An 18,077-nucleotide genomic window follows, 5' to 3' on the forward strand; every position below is an offset into this window, starting at 1 on the left:
TCACAGCTTCCCTTCCAAAATTCCTTTCCCGCCGCAGGTAATCGCTTATGCTCCGAACAGTCCCATTCCTTACCGTCGCGCTATTTCTGTGCGCCAGCAGCGTCCTCTTGGCTCAAAATAAAGAACGCCAGAAGTTTACGATCAAAGGGGAAATCGTCGGCATGCAAGGCAACGTGCTGCAAGCCAAAGCGTCGGACGGTGCGCAATGGTTGCTGAAAGTGGAAGTGAAGCCCGAAGATATGCAGCTTTCGGGTACGGCCGAAAAAGGATGGCTCGCTCCAGGCATGTTCGTCAGCTTCACCGGCAAGTTTGACGGCCGGGGGAATTCACAAGAGCCGATCGCCGAAGTGACCGTCTTCACGCCTCGTGAAGGAACGCCGCTCGGCGTGACTGAAGAGGCTTCGCTCGGCGGAGTTGGCAACCTGTTCGGCGGTGACGGAGGCGAAGAGGGTAGCAAACCTCGTAAGAAGGCGGCCGACGAAATCTCGACCTACTCGGTAAACGGCCGCGTCTCCGGCGTCTCGCGCGACGGCAAGTTGAATGTCGTCGCCGGTGGAACGCGTTTGACCATCGAACTGGCCGACGAGACCGAAGTGAAGGTCGTCGTCTCCGATCCGCGTCTGATTCGCCCCGGCGACAAGTTTGAAGCGGATGGCTGGTATTACCAGAAAGGGCAGGGGATCGTCTCCGGCAAGTTCATGGTCGAAGCCCAGCCGTTCACCGCTCCCGAAGATCCGAAGCAAGCTCGCATCCGCGCTCGTGAAGAAGCGGAGCGAGGCCGCCGCGGCGGCGACGCGCCGAAAGACGAAGGACGTCCGGCCGCAGAAGGAGAAGGGGGCGCGAAGCCGGAAGCAGGCTAATCGCTTCCGCTAACTCGCCTGACGCTTCGCCTCGCGAAGCGATTCGAACAACTCCAGATGCCTGGTCGCTGCGGCGGCCAGGCTATATTTTTCGGTCACCTCCAAGCGGGCCGCTTCTCCCAACTTGGCGGCCGCCGACGGCTGGTGGATGACGTTGACGATCTCGGCCTGCAAAGCCACCACGTCGTCGACCGGAAAGAGCAGTCCATTGCGACCTGACTCAACCAGCTGACGATTGCCAGGAATATCGGTCGCGATCGCCGGCAAGCCGGCCGCCATCGCTTCGAGCAGCGAGAGCGACATTCCTTCTTCGTGCGACGGCAACAAAAAGAGATCGGCCGCGTCGAGCAAATCCGAGACGTCGTCAAAGACGCCGGGTAAAAAGACCCGATCTTGCAGACCGAGCGACGTGATCCGCTCGCGCAGCTGCGCCTCTTGCGGGCCTTCGCCAACCAGCAACAACTTCGCATCGGGGAAACGCTGCAAGACTGCCGGCCAAGCGTCAATTGCAGTGAGCAGCCCTTTCTTCGGATGAAGTCTGCCGGTATAAACCGCCAGCGGATTGTCGTTGTTGAGCGAGAACGACGGCTGCGCGCTTTGCAGCGCCATGCGTGCGTCAAAGCGTCTTTGCTTGGTGCGAGCCGGCGGAATCGACACGCCGTTCGGGATGAAGTGGAGCTTCTCCGGATCATAGCCGGCCGCCAACAACTCTTCCATGATCGCCGGACTGGGCGCGACAATCGCATCGGCTTGCTGACAGACGCCGCGGATGCGGAGCCCGAAGTTCGCCTCTTGTTGCCAGCGACAATCGCCGGTCTCCCCTCCCCCTTCGGCCCGCAAGATAACCGGCGTCGACGTCTTCTTCAGTCGTTCGACCGCCATGTATGCGCTATGCTTCAGCATCGAGACGTAAACGGCGTCCAGTTCCGGCTGATGCTTTTGCAGGTACTTCCCCAGCGACATCATGTATCGCAACGTTCCCCAGCCGCGCAGCTGCGGATTGGGCAAGCGGAAGATGGGGATCTCGCGATGGACGATCCGTTCGGGCCAAGTCTTGTGCCAGCGCGCAGTCACGATTCGAACGTCGACCTTTTGACGGCGCAGCTCTTGGGCGAGCTTCGCCATCACCATTTCGGCGCCTCCGACCATCGGCCAGAATCGCCGCGTCACCAGGGCGACGCGCATTCCGCTCATTGCGCCCCGGCCGCGATCTCTTCCGGATCGAGCGCCGCCACAAAGGGAAGATTGCGATAGTGGTCGTCGTAGTCGAGTCCGTATCCCACCACGAATTCGTTCGGAATATCGAACGCCGAATAGTCGGGACGATAGTCGACTTCGCAGCGTCCCACCTTGGTCAGCAAGACCATCGAGCGGACCGAAGCGGCGCCGCACTCGTGCATACGACGAACCAGTTCATCCAGCGTGCGACCGGTATCGAAGATGTCGTCCAACAGCAGGACTTCGCGCCCTTCGACCGCCGGCATCAGGTCGATGTTGACGACCAATTCTCCAGAGGTGGTCGCTTCTCCACGATAGCTGCGAGCCTGCAACACGCCGACGCGCAGCGGCATTTCCAACTGCCGGATCAGGTCGGCCATCAGGACGACGCTGCCGGTCAGCACGCCGAGCACCGTGAGGGGGCGACTGTCGTATTGCCGGTTCAACTGGGCCGCTAAATCGCGGACGCCAGCTTCCAATTGCGACTGGGAGATCAGAGTACGCACGATTGATTACAATATGCCGATGAAAGGTCCGATTGGGCCGCAACCTCCGCGACCGGTCGCTATTGTAAGCGAGCCGAATCGAAACAGTAACGCCCTTCGAGCGACCATTTGCGAAAGCGCTGTCCGCCATGACGACCGACATCGGAAATTGGAGCGAAACGACGATCGCCGGGCACCGGTGCTTTTTGTTTGAGCCGGAACAACGAAATCCGCACGGATACGTCGGAATTTATCTGCACGGAGTCCATCTCGGCCGACTGCAAGACAAGATCGAGTTCGTCTCGCAGTTCGAGAAATATGGGCTGCCGATCGTCGCTCCGGTCACCGAGCGCAGCTGGTGGACCGATCGGATCTGCCCCGAATTTGACGCGAATATCTCGGCCCAGCAGCACCTGCTCGAAAACGTCCTGCCGTTCATCGCCGAGAAATATGACGCCCGGCCGCCGCAAATAGGACTGTTCGGAACCAGCATGGGAGGGCAGGGGGCGCTCCGCTTGGCCTACAAGTTCCCCGACAAATTCCCCGTCGTCGCGGCGATCAGCCCGGCGATCGACTACCAAGAGCGGATGCGCCGCGACAGCGAAGATCCCCTCTGGCAGCAGTACGAAACGACCGAAGCAGCGCGGCAGGATACCGCGACGCTCCATATTCACCCGCTCAACTGGCCGCGGCACCAGTTCTTCTGCTGCTGTGCGGAGGACGTCGACTGGTGGGAAAGCTCCGAGCGGCTCCGGATGAAGCTCTACTCGCTGGGGGTGCCGCACAGCTGCGAATTGGAAGTCTGCGGGGGTGGCCACGGTTTTCCATACTACGGAATGATGGCGTCGCGGGTGATCGAGTTCGTCTACGAAAGCCTCGAGAAAGATCGGCGTCGGATCGTCTAGAGCCGAGGGCTCGGCTCCCCCGCTCTCGCGGCGATTGTGATATCGTAGAGCAAACGCGAAGAAGTACTGGAAAGCTTGCTGCATGAAGCGACTGCTGCTGATCATTCCCACGCTCGATCGAGGGGGCGCCGAAAAACAACTGACGATGCTGGCGACCGGCTTGCCGCGCGACCAGTTCGACGTCCACGTCTGCTTACTGACGCGGACCGGTCCGCTCGAAGAAACGCTCCGCGCCCATGACATTCCGATCATCGAGATCCACAAACGCCGCAAGCTCGATCCGCTCGCCTATCTGCGGCTGAAGAAAGAGATCAAGCGGCTCGCGCCCGATATCGTTCATACCTGGATCTTCGCCGCTAACGCCTACGGGCGTTCGGCCGCACAAGCGGTCAAAGTTCCGCACATCATCTGCGGCGAGCGGTGCGTCGATCCGTGGAAGCAGGGGTACGAACTGGCGATCGATCGCTATCTCGATCGCAAGACCGATAAGATCGCCGTCAACAGCTCCGGCGTGGAGCAGTTCTACGTCGAGAAAGGTCGCGATCCGAAGAAGTTCGTCGTGATTCCCAACGGAATCGACGCAACGCCGCCCACTCCGCAGCTAAGCCGCGAGCAACTGATGCGGCAATTGGATCTCCCTTACGACTCTCGCCTGCTCGTCGCGGTCGGTCGCCTTTGGCCGCAAAAGCGTTTGAAAGAACTCATCTGGTCGATGGATATCCTGGGCCGGATTCGCAAAGACGTCCATTTGCTGATTGTCGGAGAAGGCCCGCAGCGCGAACGGCTCGAAAAGTTCTCCCGCCAGGCGAACACAGCCAACTCCGTCCACTTCCTTGGCGCTCGCAACGACGTACCGCAGTTGATGGCCCATGCCGATTGCTTCCTGCTGGCGAGCGGCTACGAAGGTCAGTCCAACGCCCTGATGGAAGCGATGGTCGCCGGCGTGCCAGCCGTCGTTAGCGATATCCCTGGCAATCGCGACCTGGTTATCCCTGAGAAAACCGGTTTTCTGGTCCCCCTAGGGCAGCGGGCTGAGTACTCTCGCTACGTAAACTTCGTTTTGGAGGACGACGACCTGCGCCGGCGACTCGGCCAGGCCGCTCAAGAGCGGATCGCCGCCGAATTCTCGATTCCGCAGATGATCGAGCGGCATATCGCCCTCTATGACGAGGTTGCATCCGCTTAACCCCCCGCCGACGGTGGATTTGGCCCATTTGAGGCGCCGCGAGGGATTTCGAGTTACAATTGCTGAATTGTTTCCGCATTGAGATAAGGACGTGGGAGCGCTGCATGCTCATCGCCAATTGCCCGCACTGTAACGACCCGATCCGCATTCCCGGCGCCGCCAACGCTTCGTCACGCGTTCGCTGCCCCTGGTGCGAAGAGACCTATTTGCTGGCTGACGTCTTCGAACATCTGCCGCCGTTGGTCGAAGTGTTGGAAGGTCCCGGCAGCCAAGGAGAGATCTCGGTCGACAGCGACGGAGACGAATACCAACTTGCCGGCGTTGCGGCAGCGCCCGATTTCAACTTCAAAGAATCGGAAAGCACCGGCTCCAGCTCGCCGGCGCCGATGGCTCGCGTCGAAGGTCGTTCGACCGCGTCGGGACGTCGTCCCGCCAAGAATGGCTCAAACCCTGCGTGGGAAGCGTTCAAGGTGGTCGGCGGCGGCGTCTTCGGGATCGTCATTGCGATGTTCGCAGTGATGTGGATCTCGGGAGACGACAAGTTCCACATCGTGCAGTTCATCCCCTCGTTCGCCTACTTCGCCGTTCCGGAAAACCTCTGGACCGAAGACATGAAGACCGCGGCCGGCAGCAAAGCGGAAGAGTCTCCCGGCGAAACGGAGAAGCCGACGAAAATCGAAGAGCCTGTGAAAGCGGAGAAGGTTCAAGAAGAACCGGCCGCCGCCAATGACGGCCAGGTCAAAAATGCGGTCGACGAAGGAATGAGCAGCTTGAGCGCTGCGTTTAACGAAGCGAAGAACCGCAGCGAAAAGCCGGCGCCCGATCTCGGCAAGCCGGAATTTGAACCGCCGCCGGAACCGCCGGTCGTGGTGAAGCCGAGCCCGAAAGTCGACGCCGCCATCTCCGCCGAACTGGCGAAAGTGACCGCCGAGATCGGTCCGATCGGCGCCGAACTGCCGAGCAAAGAAGAACCGGAGCCGCCGGCACGCCGCGAGCCGAACGTGTCGCTGGCGCCGGAAGGAAAATAGTCGCAGCGAATGCTCGAATCACGAATGTCTAAAGAAGCCCAAATGTCGATTGCATTTGGGCTTTTGTCATTGTTTAGGCATTCGTCATTTCTTCCTGGTCCTTTTTCACATAACAATTATCTGGTGCCATGCTCTTGCGGCGTCTTCGCCGCATGAGCATGTCTTTGTCCTGTCAGATACGCATTGAAGACATGCTTATCCCGCGAAGACGCGGCAAAAGCATGGCACCAACTAACCGAAAGTCTTCGTCTGACGTTGCACTAGTATCCAGCCGCTCCGCCGTCCGGACGGCGACGATCGACGCCACCTTCCAGCTGTCCGGTCTTCGCGTTGACCACGATCACTTCGGCCGAGCCTTGCTTGTCGATCGGATAGAGTTCGTGACCCAAGCCGCGTAAGATCGCGAGCGTATCGGGCGAGAAGCCTTGGTTTTCGTACTGAATCCGCGACGGCAGCCATTGGTGATGGATCCGTCCGGCGTCGACCGCTTCCTGGGCGTTCATCTCGTGATCGACGACGTTCAGGATCGTTTGCAGCACGGTGTTGATGATCGTGCGACCGCCGGGGCTGCCGGTCACCATGAAGAGTTCGCCATCTTTGACCACGATCGTCGGCGACATGCTCGAGAGCATTCGCTTCTTCGGCAACGCGAGATTCGGCTTGGTGCCGATCAAACCGCCGGTGGTCGTCATACCTGGCGCTGCGTTAAAGTCCCCCATCTCGTTGTTCAAGATGAATCCGGCGCCCGGCACGGTGATCGCCGAACCATACGCATACTCCAGCGTGTAGGTCATCGACACCGCATTGCGATCGCCGTCGACGACCGAAAAGTGCGTCGTCTCATCGCTTTCATACGCCCACTCGAAACTCTCCGGAGTCGAGATCGACGCCGCCGATTCGTCAATCGTCTTTCGTAACTCGGCGGCATGCTCTTTCGAGATCAGTCGCGCGACCGGCATCTCCGGATTGAAGTCAGGATCTCCCAGGTATTGGGCACGATCGGCGAAGCTGCGACGCATCGCTTCGGCCATGCGGTGCAGATTGGCGGCCGATCCGGCGCCGGCGGCCCGCACATCGTAACCTTCCAGGATATTGAGCATCTCGATCACGCCGACGCCGCCAGAGCTTGGCGGGCACATGCCGATCACGTCATAGCCGCGATAGGTACCACGCAGCGGCGTACGCTGCTGCGCCGTGTACGACTTCATATCTTCCAGCGTGATCAGGCCGCCATTGGCCTCCATATCTTTGACCAACAGTTCGGCCGTTTCCCCTTCGTAGAACCCGGCCGGTCCTTGATCACGAATCCGCTCCAGCGTTCGCGCCAGATCAGGTTGCTTCAACAGGTCGCCAGCCAGGTACGGCTTGCCATCCTTGGTGAACTGCGCCAGCGAAGCCGGGTATTTCTCAAAGCGATCGATCTGCTCTTTCAGCGAACGCTCTAGCCCATCGCCGACGACAAATCCATCGGCGGCCAGGCGAACGGCCGGTTCGACCAGTCGTTTCCAGGGCAACTTGCCATGCGTCTTCCAGGCCAGGTGAAGTCCAGCGACCGTACCAGGGACGCCGACCGCTTTGTGGCTTTCATGATGCCGCTGGTAGTCGTATTCCCCTTTTTCGTTCAGCCACATTTCAGGATGAGCGGCGGCGGGCGCTTTTTCGCGAAAGTCGAACGCCGTCGGCTCGCCGTCATTGGGGCGGAAAATCAGGAAACCGCCCCCTCCAATATTGCCTGCGGTCGGGTGAGTTACCGCCATGGCGAGTGCGGTCGCGACCGCCGCATCAACGGCGTTTCCTCCCTCCTGCATCACTTCGACGCCAACTTGCGATGCGATGTCGCTTTGCGAAACGACCATCCCGGTCCGGACGCGCGTTGGATCGTTCCCCCCGTTCGCACTTAAGACGAAGTTCAGCAGCATCAATACAGAGAGCGGCAGCGCAACAAGTCGCGACATCGGGCGATACTTTCCTGTCGATAGAGAAGTCGGAAAGGGGCTGTGCAGGTGGTTTTAGGGGATGAGTGGGGTCTCTTTATCATACTCCCCCTCTGCAGATTAAACTGCGGGAAGAAGCGAATTTCGCGAATCTGGCATTCTCTCTGGCGTCGTTTGTTGAAAAACCCTACGATTTACTACGACTAGGGTCGTCTGTGTGCCAGCGCCGGCGACTTCTGCTGCCCCCCCTGATTTCCTCAACAGGACCTCCTCGTTATGCGTAAATCACGTCTTTCCGGCATCTGGATCGGTTTCGCCATAGGCGGTTTGTGCGGCGTCGCCGCGGTCGCCGGCGTTTTGCTGTCCCGTCCGTCCGCCCCCGTTCTGGAAATCCCGGTTCAAGCCAGCGCTACCCGAACCGATACGATGGCCGCCGCCACCGGCGATATCGACTCGAACGCTGACGGGCTCTTCACGCTCGACTTCCTGACGGGCGACTTGCGTTGCTTCGTCATCAATACCCGCAATCAACAGGCCCCGCCCAGCGTTTTCGGCCGCAACGTGATGGGCGACCTGCAGATCGATCCGACCAGCAAGCCGCAGTTTATGCTGATCGTAGGTCGTGCGATGTTCCAAGGGGGCCGCACGGCGAACGCTCGCCCGGCCAACTCGGTTTGCTACGTCATCGACTCCGTTAGCGGCAACTACGTCGGCTATGCGATTCCGTGGCAGGAAAACGTCGCTTCCCGCGGCGGATCCCAGGTTCAGGAACTGATTCCGATCACCAACGGCTCGGCTCGCAACGCGATGATTCGCGAACGCTAATCTGGCCGCGAAACAGCTCGAAATTCGAAACCCCGCGTCCCGTTCGCGGGGTTTTTCATGCGCAGAGGGTTCCTGAGCGGTGGTTGTCGATCTTTTCCTCTCCCCCGTACAATAAACGGCCTATCCCCCCTTTCTCCGCTTCGCAAATACGACATGAAGATTCGCGTTAACGCCGCCGACCATGAAGCGCCCACGGGCGCTACCGTGGCCGACCTGATCGCCCAGCTGGGGATGAACCCCAAGTTTGTCGCGGTCGAATTGAACCAGCAGCTCGCTCCTCGCAAGCGGCACGCCGAGATCCGGCTCGCCGAAGGGGACGAGGTCGAAATCGTCACGCTGGTCGGAGGGGGCTAATGAACGCAATCGCTACGCAGCAGTTCGATCAGCCGCTGAAGATTGGCACGCACGTCTTGAAGTCGCGGCTGATCGTCGGGACCGGCAAGTACGAAACGTTCGAGGTGATGCAGCAGGCGCTGGAACTCTCCGGCTCCGACTGTTTGACCGTCGCCGTTCGCCGCGAACGTCTTTACGATCCGCACGGCCGCAACATCCTCGACTACATCGACCTCGATCGTTACACGCTGCTGCCGAACACGGCCGGTTGTTACAACGCTCGCGATGCGGTCCGCACCGCACGGTTGGGACGCGAGATCTTGGAGGGACTCGAGAACCCCGGCGCTGACTGGGTGAAGCTCGAATGCCTGGCCGATACCAAGACGCTGCTTCCCCATCCGGTCGAAACGCTGATCGCGTGCGAAGAGCTGGTCAAAGATGGCTTTCAGGTTCTCTGCTATACGACCGACGATCCGGTGATCGCGCGGCGTTTGAAAGACCTGGGCGCCGCGGCGGTGATGCCGGCCGGTAGTCCGATCGGATCAGGGCAGGGGATCCTCAACCCGAACAACATCCGCATCTGTCTCGAATACCTCAAGGATGGCGATCCCGACTATCCGGTGATCGTCGACGCCGGCGTTGGCGCCGCGAGCGATGTCGCGGTGGCGATGGAACTGGGAGTCGATGGCGTACTGCTGAACACTGCGATCGCTCATGCCGAAGATCCGCTTCGCATGGCGGTCGCGATGAAGTGCGGCATCGAAGCGGGACGAATGTCCTTCCTGGCGGGACGCATTCCGAAACGGCTCTACGCTTCGGCCAGCAGTCCCGAAGAAGGAGTCATTGGCCAAAAACCAGCGCCGCGCTGGGAAGCCGCTCACGACTGACAACCCAAGTCAAAATGGTGCCATGCTCTTATCGCGTCTTCGCGAGAAGAGCATGTCTTGGTAGCGTTACGCAGGGCAAAGTCATGCTCTTCCGTCGAAGACGCCGTAATAGCATGGCACCGGGTAAATTTAACTAGCGCTAACCGCTGCCGCGAAAGAAACTATGTCCGCTTCCAAACCAAAATTCGCCGCAGCCCTCTCCACGCACGAACTGACCGAAGACGCGATCGCAGAAGTGGTCCGTACGGCGCTCGATCAGCTCTCGGCCCCAGTCGATCTGGCCTTCGTCTTCGTCTCGCCGCAGCATGTCGATCATCTCGAAACGATCGCCACGCAGCTCTGCGGGCTACTCGGCACCGAAAACCTCTTCGGTAGCACCGGCGAAGCGATCGTCGGCGTCGGCCGCGAGATCGAGCATGCCCCGGCGATTTCGCTCTGGCTGGCGCATTTGCCCGGCGTCGAGATTACGCCGATGCACTTGGAGTTTCAGCGTACGCCGGATGGCGGCTCGTTCATCGGTTGGAGCGGGAAACTGCCGCTCCAGTGGCCCGAAGAATCGTCGCTGATTCTGCTTGGTGAACCGTTCAGCTTTCCGGCCGACGCACTACTGGCTCGCATGAACGAAGATCAGCCGGGCGTGCCGATCATCGGCGGGATGGCGAGCGGCGGACATGCTCCCGGCGAAAACCTGCTGATTCATGGCCGCGAAGTGAAGAAGACCGGCGCCACCGCGATTTATCTGCATGGCGCCATCCGTGTGCGGACCGTCGTTTCGCAAGGTTGTCGCCCGATCGGTCAGCCGATGGTGATCACCAAGAGCGAACGGAACGAGATTCATTTGCTTGGCGGACGTCCGCCGCTGGAGATCATCCGCGAGATCTTCGCCAAGCTGCCGACCAGCGACCAGCAACTGGTCAATCGCGGGCTCCACATTGGCCAGGTAGTCGACGAGTATCGCGAAAAGTTCGAGCCGGGCGATTTCATCATTCGCAACGTGATCGGCGTCAACCAAGAGACCGGCGGCATCTCGGTCGGCGACTATGTTCGGCCTGGCCAAACGATTCAATTCCACGTCCGAGACGAACATTCGGCCGACGCCGACCTAAAGCAACTGCTCGCGAAAGAGGCGGGCGGCAAGCCGCTTGGCGCATTAGTCTTTACCTGCAACGGCCGCGGCTCGCGTCTATTCTCGACTCCGGACCACGACGCCGCGTGCATTGAAGCGGCCTGCGGCGATATCCCGTCAGCCGGAATCTTCGCCATGGGCGAACTCGGCCCGATCGGCGGGCAGAATTTTATGCATGGGTTTACGGCGAGCTTGGCGCTGTTTGAGGAAGCTCCTGACGCCTAATTCTCGGCAGAAATCTCGCCAACGGCATCCGCACTCTCTTCGTTGGATTCCACCCGCTCTGGCGCCCAGATGAGCGGCAAGATGGCGATCGTCAAAATCACCGTTTGCCCAATTACCGCGGCCGCGATCCTCTTCTTGTCGTCCGGCCCTGCACCCAAAAAGTGCCTGGTCGCCAACTCGTAGAGCGCGTTGTTGAACGAAGCTAACAGCAGCGCCGCCGGGACGGTCGCAAACAGGGCAAGGCGGCGCAGACGCAGGTCCGGCGAATCGAACGCGAACATCGGTAAAATCGCGCCGAATACTGAAAGCAAAACCATTCGCGGATAGATCGATTGCCAAAACTCTTGGATCGCAACCAGGCTTCCCAGCAACAAGATCACGACCAAAAACCCGAGCAAGAACCGCATCCGATAGCGAAAGTCGGTCATCGGCTCCCGCCTTACGACCGAACGGACGCCATGATGCACCATCGCCATTAAAACAAACTGAAAAACGGCCAACCGCATCCAGTACCACATCGCGTCCCTATTCCCGCTTGAGCTGACCATATAGCCAACCGCTAGTGAATAAAGGATCGCGATGGCGATGCTGCCGAAAACCCGTAGCCAGTCTTCCCCGGCGTCGGTCGTCGCGACAATCGCCAGCAGGCCAACGGTCGCCAACGCCAGACTCTCGACGAGGGGAACATAGTCGTATTGCCCTCGATCGAACGGATCTGTCAGCAGCAATAGCGCGAAGGTTGCGACCATTGGTAGAGCGATCGCAATCGCATACCGCCAGTTTTGCGACTTGCGGGCAGCAGCGCTGCTTCCGCCGCCAAACAGCAGCGGGCCCAGCCCGATTGTCGTCAGCGCGAACTGGATCACCAGGCAAAAATTCCAATCCCAGGTCGTCGTTCCGACTCGGCCCGACGTCGCCCACTCCAGCGCAATCTGGCACAGAAATCCAATCCCCAGCGTCGCCGCCACGCCAACCAGCACAACCAGCCAGCGAATCCGTCGCGAGCGCCAACACGCGGCCAGGGACGGCGCCAGACCAGCCAAGGCCCCTCCACCGCAAAGAATGAGAAAGATGATCGCGCCGTGGGTGACCGTCTCATAGCTGGTCCACCGCATCCTGACGAACAAGGGCCTGGCTCCGGCCGACAGTAGCGCTACCCCAGAGACGATCATCATTAGCGTCAGCAGCGAGAAGTGCGACCGCGGCTCGGTGGCGTCGCGGCGAATCAGCGAAAAGGAAAGCCGCACCGTCCCGGACAAAACGGCGGCCAGCGTCGCTTGCAGCAACAGCGACACGAAGATGTACGTCATTTCAAACGTAAAGGCGGCGGTCTCGATGTAGGCGCCAAAGCAAAAGAAAATCACGGACGTCGCCATCGCGATCGCAGCAAAACCGCACGTTCGCTTCCAAGATATCCCCGGCATCGCCAAGACGATCCCTGCAAAATTGGCCAACGAACTGATCGCGGCGAACGTCATCACCAGCCGATCGAGTCCCTCGAAATGCAGCCCCACCGAACTGACGCAAACCAGACCAATCGCCAGCGTCTGTAGAAAAATGCCCCAACATAACTTGGAGGTGATCGCCGCCGCGCGCGGATCCAGTTCGGCCGCATGCGCGGCTGGCTCCATCTCGTCGGCGGCTAGTTCGGCACTGGTCATGGCTCTTGTTGTAACACGTCGACCACCTGCGGAGGCGATTTTTGTTGCGGAATCGGCTTGCCGGGCGCAAGGAGGATCGGCAACAAGCTCAACGCAATGCTCACCTCTTGAACCCCGACAAAAAAAGCCGCCTCGTAATGGCTCATCACCCTCTCGTCTGGAAACAACATGCTGTGGAGCCAGAGAATGCCGAGCGTATACAAAATCGCTTGCGGCAGGCCGATGACCAACAGCAACACGCGATACCCGGTTCGCTGCGGTACGAACGCTTGTATCGGTCCAATCGCGGCCGTCGCGTTCATTAGCGCTACGGTGAAAAAGCTCGAGACGCGACTGTCGGCCCAATCGTCCCAACCGACGTCGAGCGCTGACGCGATCGCTCTCACCACCCCCATCCCGACGCAAACGGCGGTGACGATCAGGATCAGCGTCAACAAGGAAAAGTGACGCGATTTTGGGGCGCGTAAGTCAAACAATTGCGTCACCACCGCACTCAGCACGGCGACCACCGTGTATTGCAACGCAATGAGGAGCAGCCAGAGATGGAATTCGCTCGAATCGTAGCTATCCCAAAAATAGAGGGTGATGACCGAGGTGACGAGCAACATCGCCAGACTCACCGGCAAACGAATCGTTAATGAGAGGAGCGGGAGTGAGACCAGAGTCCCCAGCAGACTGATCGCCGCGAAGGAACCGGCATAGATCATCAAGATCGCGATGATCATTCCTGGTTGGCCGAACCAGGCGATCAAAAAGAGCAGCCCCCAGATCGCCGCCATCACGACGATCGAAAGGAGAAATCGCCACGACGCGACGTGAGCCGCGTACGGTGCCGGCGTTCTTTGATCAACCTCGGCTGATTCGTTTGCCTCGATTTGGCCTGACACGATTCCCCCGCTTACCCAAACCGTCGAAATCCCGCCAACTCGAGCCCAAAAGCACCATATATTGTGTTGCACGATCCAGAATAGCACCATATATTGAATGCGGAGCTACAAATGATCCGCCAGTCTCAATCCCCATCTCAACCGCCGGAACCGTCGATTCCTTCGCCGCTCAAAGTCTCTCCGTCCTTCTGCCCCAGCGATGTTGCGACCCCGTACGACGCGTTTGCGTGGAGTCGCCGCGACGCGGTCATTCAGTCGTCAGACGGCGAGCCGATCTTTGAGCAGTCAGGCGTCGAGTTTCCCGAGCACTGGAGCCAGACGGCCGTTAACATTGTCGCCAGTAAATACTTCTTTGGCGAGCAAAGAACGGCCGCGCGGGAAAATAGTCTGCGCCAATTGGTCGATCGAGTCGTCCGCACCATCACCGACTGGGGCGTCGCCGACGGCTATTTGAGTCCTGAGGGGGGCGAGATTTTCTATCGCGATCTGGCGTGGCTTTGCCTCGACCAGGCGGCGGCGTTCAACTCGCCAGTTTGGTTCAACGTCGGTCTGCACGACGCCTATGGCGTCACCAGCGATCGCTCGGTCTGGCGGTGGAATCCGTCCGCAGGAAAAGCGACCTGCGATGCTGACGCCTATGTCTATCCGCAAGCGTCGGCCTGTTTCATCCAAGGGGTGCAGGACGACATGCAGTCGATCATGTCGCTGGCCGCCTCCGAGGCACTGCTGTTCAAATATGGCAGCGGTTCGGGAACCGACCTGTCAACGCTTCGGTCGCGACGTGAGGTCCTCTCCGGCGGCGGCAAGCCGTCGGGGCCGCTGTCGTTCATGCGGGTCTACGACCAAGTCGCCGGCGTCGTCAAATCAGGCGGCAAGACGCGCCGCGCCGCGAAGATGCAATCGCTGAAAGTCGAACATCCCGACATCCTCGACTTCATCCAGTGCAAAGCGAAGGAAGAGGCGAAGGCCCAAATCCTGATCGAGCACGGGGGCTACGACGCCGACTTTAACGGCGAAGCGTACAACTCGGTCCTATTCCAGAACGCCAATCTTTCGGTCCGGGTCAGCGATCCGTTCATGGAAGCGGTTGAGCAGAATCTGCCCTGGAAGACCCACTGGATCACGAAGCCGGAAATCGAAGGCCCAACCTATTCGGCTCGCGAACTGCTGAAGCAGATGGCCGAGTCGGCCTGGCAATGCGGCGACCCTGGCGTCCAGTACGACACGACGATCAACCGTTGGCACACTTGTCCGCAGTCAGGCCGAATCAACGCGAGCAATCCCTGCTCCGAGTACATGTTCCTCGACGACTCGGCCTGCAATCTGGCGAGCCTGAACCTAATCCGATTTCGGGCCGCGGACGGGACATTCGACGCGCCACGATTCGCTGCCGCTTGTCGGCTGCTGCTACTCGCCCAGGAGATCCTGGTCGACCGTGCTGGTTACCCAACGGCGACCATCGCCGAGAATAGCCATCGCTTCCGCCCGCTCGGTTTGGGCTACACGAATCTTGGTTCGTTGCTGATGGCCAGCGGCTTGCCCTATGACAGCGACGAAGCTCGCGGGACGTGCGCGGCGATCACAGCGATCCTGCATGGCGCAGCGCTGCGCACCAGCAGCGAGATCGCCGCGGCGCATGGCCCATTCGCCGGCTTTGCCGACAACCGCGACGCCATGTTGGCGGTGGTCGACGACCACGCGGCGGCTCTCGACAAGGTACAACATGCGCCCCCTGCCCTGCTGCAATACGCCAAGGCGCTCTGGAGCGAAGTGAAAACCGCGGGAGAGCGCGACGGCTACCGTAACGCTCAGGCGACGGTCCTGGCGCCAACTGGGACGATCAGCTTTTTCATGGACTGCGACACGACCGGAATTGAGCCGGAACTGGCCCTGGTCAAAACGAAGCGACTCGCTGGCGGCGGAACGTTACTGTTGGTCAACCGAACGGTGAAACAAGGGCTGAAGGCGCTCGGATATGAGCCCAATCAGGTCGACGCAATCACCGAACACCTTCGCACAACCGGTTCGATGGAAAGCGCTCCTCACTTGCGCGAGAGCGACTTGCCGGCCTTCGATTGCGCGTTTCCGGCGAAGCCTGGCGGAAGGTCAATTCCGTGGCGCGCTCACATGGAAATGATGGCCGCCGCGCAGCCGTTTTTGTCAGGCGCCATTTCCAAAACGGTCAATTTGCCCGAGGCTGCAACGCCGCAAGACATCGCCGACGCCTACCTATGGGGCTGGCGGCTGGGACTGAAATCACTGTCGATTTACCGCGACAATTCGAAGCGCAGCCAGCCTCTTTCCAGCGGCCCAGCCGATGCGTTTGCGCCCCATCGTCAAGAGCCAAGTCGTGAGCATTTGCCCGACACGCGGCGCTCGATCACGCACAAGTTCAACGTCGCCGGACATGAAGGTTATTTGACCGTCGGACTCTATCCGGACGGTCGTCCCGGCGAGTTGTTTATCACGATGGCGAAAGAAGGAAGTACGATCGGCGGTTTGATCGATTGCTTTGGAATCGCCTGTTCGATCGCGCTGCAATACGGCGTTCCGCTCGATGTACTTTCGCGCAAATTCTCGCACGTTCGGTTCGAACCGATGGGCGTCACGTCAAGTAGAGAAACGCCAATTGCGGCAAGCGTTGTAGATTACATTTTCCAATGGCTAGCCAAACGATTTACGAACGGGTATGGTAACGACTTCGTAAAAACGAAGCTTGAAGACGCATCCGGAGTTGAAGTGGATGCGTCGCAAACGAAGCATGATTTGCAGCAGTGGTCCGACGCCGGGATGAACGTCGGTCAACATGGTCAGGGAAAGGCCGATAGGAGCGAAATCGCGCCGGCTAGGGAGTTGCCGGCGTTTCACCCGAGGGCAAGGAACGCGGATGCCGACCCAGTGGATGGGACGAACACGGCGCCGCAAATTGACCAGGATTCAGCCAAAACAATGGGGGGCGAACCGTGGCTCGTCAGTCGAACGGAAGTCGCATCGCGAACGACGTTCGGAAGACCCAGCGCGGAGTCGCCTTCAGACGCTCCTATTTGTGATCGTTGCGGCAGTTTGACCGTTCCTTCGGGAACATGTTACGTCTGCCGTAACTGCGGGAATAGCTTGGGATGCTCGTAATGGAATTGTGGGCGGACGTCCCGATCCAACAAGTTCGACAAGCGTGAATGAGAACGTACGCGTTTTTCGGTCCGATTCGGTAAGGGAAACGACGCCTCGAGCATTCCACGCAAAAAATTAGCGGATGTCGCCGGAATGCAGTCCCGACGACATCCGTTTTTTTCTGCGCTATTCTGTTTTACGGCGTGCCGGTTAGCGGCCGGTGAAGCGAGCGTGTGCTTTCGCAACATTTTCACGCTCGTTTGGGGATAACTTGTTGGTCGCGCGTCGATATTCGGCGCTAACCCGCGATGTCGTTCTCCAGCACGATCCGATAGCGGGCTTTGCCAGCCTTCAAATGCGCTAGTGCGTCGTTGACTTTCGACAGCGGGAAAGTCTCGATCTGCGGTGCGATCTTGTGCCGCGCACAAAACTCCAGCATCTTGGCGATCGTCGCCGGACTGCCGATCGGCGAACCGCCGATGGCCCGCTCGGCCATGATCAGCGACATCGCCGGAACCGGAATCGGCTCGAGCACCGCCCCCACCATCATCAGTTTCCCCTTGGGCCCCAGAGCGCTCAGGATCACCGGCCAATCAAGCGGCACGTTGACCGTCGAAAGGATGAAGTCGAGCGAGCCGGCCAGTTTCGCCATCGCGTCCGAATCGCGTGAATTGACGACATGGTGAGCTCCCAGCTTCATCGCTTCTTCCCGCTTCGACTCGCTCGAAGTGAACGCGGTCACTTCGCAGCCCCATTTGTTGGCGAACTGCAACGCCATATGACCGAGCCCGCCGATGCCGATGATCCCAATCCGATGCGTCGGCAGCACGCCATATTGCAGCATCGGATTGAAGACGGTCACGCCGCCGCAAAAGAGCGGGCCAACGTCGGCCGCATTAAGCGAATCGGGGAGCGGCACCGCAAACTGCCAGTCGCAGCGAACCTTGTCGGCGAATCCGCCATGATGGCCGACGATCGTCGCCGACGAACTGGGGCACAGATTGTGATCCCCGCCCATGCATTGCGGGCAAGCCATGCAACTGCCTGACTGCCAACCGACTCCGACCCGCTGGCCGATTTGCAGTCCTTTTACCTGCGAGCCCATCTTCACGATCACGCCGGACGCTTCATGCCCCGGGACCAGCGGATAGGTCGACATGCCCCACTCATTGTCGATCATCGACCAGTCAGAGTGGCAAATGCCGCAGTGGGTTACTGCGACTTCCACCTGATTGTCGAGGAGCGGACCGGCATGATACTCGAACGGCTCCAGCGGAGCGCCGGCCGACGGCGCTGCGAACGCATGAACGACTTCATTCATGGCGAATTCCCTCCTGGTTGTAGAAATGCGAGATTCGCACAGGCGCAGCAGCCTGCGTCGCTGAATTATCTCACATCCGCAGCGA

At 59.8% G+C, this 18,077-nt stretch carries 15 protein-coding genes; 9 read left to right on the forward strand and 6 right to left on the reverse strand.

What is annotated here, in order from left to right; all coding sequences use genetic code 11:
- Positions 1-47 precede the first annotated feature (47 nt).
- Positions 48-860: a hypothetical protein gene (locus tag LOC68_RS12020; RefSeq protein ID WP_230218828.1), complete on the forward strand. Its 813-nt coding sequence runs from the start codon at positions 48-50 to the stop codon at positions 858-860.
- Between the two features lie 9 nt (positions 861-869).
- Here the strand turns inward: LOC68_RS12020 and LOC68_RS12025 are convergent, their stop codons facing one another.
- Both LOC68_RS12025 and hpt read right to left on the reverse strand, forming a co-directional pair.
- The gene (locus LOC68_RS12025) at positions 870-2,054 is read right to left on the reverse strand and encodes a glycosyltransferase family 4 protein (protein ID WP_230218830.1); all 1,185 of its coding nucleotides are present in this window, start codon (positions 2,052-2,054) and stop codon (positions 870-872) included.
- Positions 2,051-2,584, reverse strand: coding sequence for a hypoxanthine phosphoribosyltransferase (gene hpt / locus LOC68_RS12030; RefSeq protein ID WP_230218832.1), 534 nt, complete (start codon positions 2,582-2,584; stop codon positions 2,051-2,053). The genes LOC68_RS12025 and hpt overlap by 4 nt, the downstream gene beginning before the upstream one ends.
- A gap of 128 nt (positions 2,585-2,712) precedes the next feature.
- Here hpt and LOC68_RS12035 point away from each other — a divergent pair, with 128 nt between their 5' ends.
- The 3 genes from LOC68_RS12035 (at position 2,713) to LOC68_RS12045 (ending at position 5,682) form a co-directional block, all read left to right on the forward strand.
- Entirely contained in the window at positions 2,713-3,468 is a 756-nt protein-coding gene (locus tag LOC68_RS12035) for a YqiA/YcfP family alpha/beta fold hydrolase (RefSeq protein WP_230218834.1), read from the forward strand.
- A gap of 82 nt (positions 3,469-3,550) precedes the next feature.
- Complete coding sequence (locus LOC68_RS12040; RefSeq protein WP_230218835.1) at positions 3,551-4,654, forward strand: glycosyltransferase; 1,104 nt, start codon at positions 3,551-3,553, stop codon at positions 4,652-4,654.
- 104 nt (positions 4,655-4,758) lie between these two features.
- Positions 4,759-5,682 carry a hypothetical protein gene (locus tag LOC68_RS12045; RefSeq protein ID WP_230218837.1) on the forward strand — a complete coding sequence of 308 codons (924 nt, stop codon included), beginning with the start codon at positions 4,759-4,761 and terminating at the stop codon, positions 5,680-5,682.
- A gap of 260 nt (positions 5,683-5,942) precedes the next feature.
- On the opposite strand, the gene ggt is transcribed toward LOC68_RS12045, so the two are convergent.
- A complete protein-coding gene (ggt, locus tag LOC68_RS12050; protein ID WP_230218839.1) occupies positions 5,943-7,637 on the reverse strand; it encodes a gamma-glutamyltransferase in 1,695 nt (564 codons plus the stop codon).
- Between the two features lie 255 nt (positions 7,638-7,892).
- Between ggt and LOC68_RS12055 the strand changes: the two genes are divergently transcribed.
- From LOC68_RS12055 to LOC68_RS12070, 4 genes are all read left to right on the forward strand, one after another.
- A complete protein-coding gene (locus tag LOC68_RS12055; RefSeq protein ID WP_230218841.1) occupies positions 7,893-8,441 on the forward strand; it encodes a hypothetical protein in 549 nt (182 codons plus the stop codon).
- Between the two features lie 153 nt (positions 8,442-8,594).
- Complete coding sequence (gene thiS / locus LOC68_RS12060) at positions 8,595-8,795, forward strand: sulfur carrier protein ThiS (protein ID WP_230218849.1); 201 nt, start codon at positions 8,595-8,597, stop codon at positions 8,793-8,795.
- Complete coding sequence (locus LOC68_RS12065) at positions 8,795-9,661, forward strand: thiazole synthase (RefSeq protein ID WP_230218851.1); 867 nt, start codon at positions 8,795-8,797, stop codon at positions 9,659-9,661. Before thiS ends, LOC68_RS12065 begins: the two co-directional genes overlap by 1 nt.
- Before the next feature lie 163 nt (positions 9,662-9,824).
- On the forward strand, positions 9,825-11,012 hold the full coding sequence (locus LOC68_RS12070; RefSeq protein ID WP_230218853.1) for an FIST signal transduction protein: 1,188 nt from the start codon (positions 9,825-9,827) through the stop codon (positions 11,010-11,012).
- On the opposite strand, the gene LOC68_RS12075 is transcribed toward LOC68_RS12070, so the two are convergent.
- Positions 11,009-12,673, reverse strand: coding sequence for a hypothetical protein (locus LOC68_RS12075; protein ID WP_230218854.1), 1,665 nt, complete (start codon positions 12,671-12,673; stop codon positions 11,009-11,011). The two genes, LOC68_RS12070 and LOC68_RS12075, sit on opposite strands and share 4 nt — an antisense overlap.
- Positions 12,670-13,560, reverse strand: a complete 891-nt coding sequence (locus LOC68_RS12080; RefSeq protein ID WP_230218855.1) for a hypothetical protein — start codon at positions 13,558-13,560, stop codon at positions 12,670-12,672. Before LOC68_RS12080 ends, LOC68_RS12075 begins: the two co-directional genes overlap by 4 nt.
- Before the next feature lie 111 nt (positions 13,561-13,671).
- Here LOC68_RS12080 and LOC68_RS12085 point away from each other — a divergent pair, with 111 nt between their 5' ends.
- Positions 13,672-16,689, forward strand: a complete 3,018-nt coding sequence (locus tag LOC68_RS12085) for a vitamin B12-dependent ribonucleotide reductase (RefSeq protein ID WP_230218857.1) — start codon at positions 13,672-13,674, stop codon at positions 16,687-16,689.
- Between the two features lie 280 nt (positions 16,690-16,969).
- Here the strand turns inward: LOC68_RS12085 and ahr are convergent, their stop codons facing one another.
- Entirely contained in the window at positions 16,970-17,992 is a 1,023-nt protein-coding gene (gene ahr, locus LOC68_RS12090; protein WP_230218859.1) for an NADPH-dependent aldehyde reductase Ahr, read from the reverse strand.
- Positions 17,993-18,077: the final 85 nt, after the last annotated feature.

Source organism: Blastopirellula sediminis (genome assembly GCF_020966755.1).
Taxonomy (GTDB): domain Bacteria; phylum Planctomycetota; class Planctomycetia; order Pirellulales; family Pirellulaceae; genus Blastopirellula; species Blastopirellula sediminis.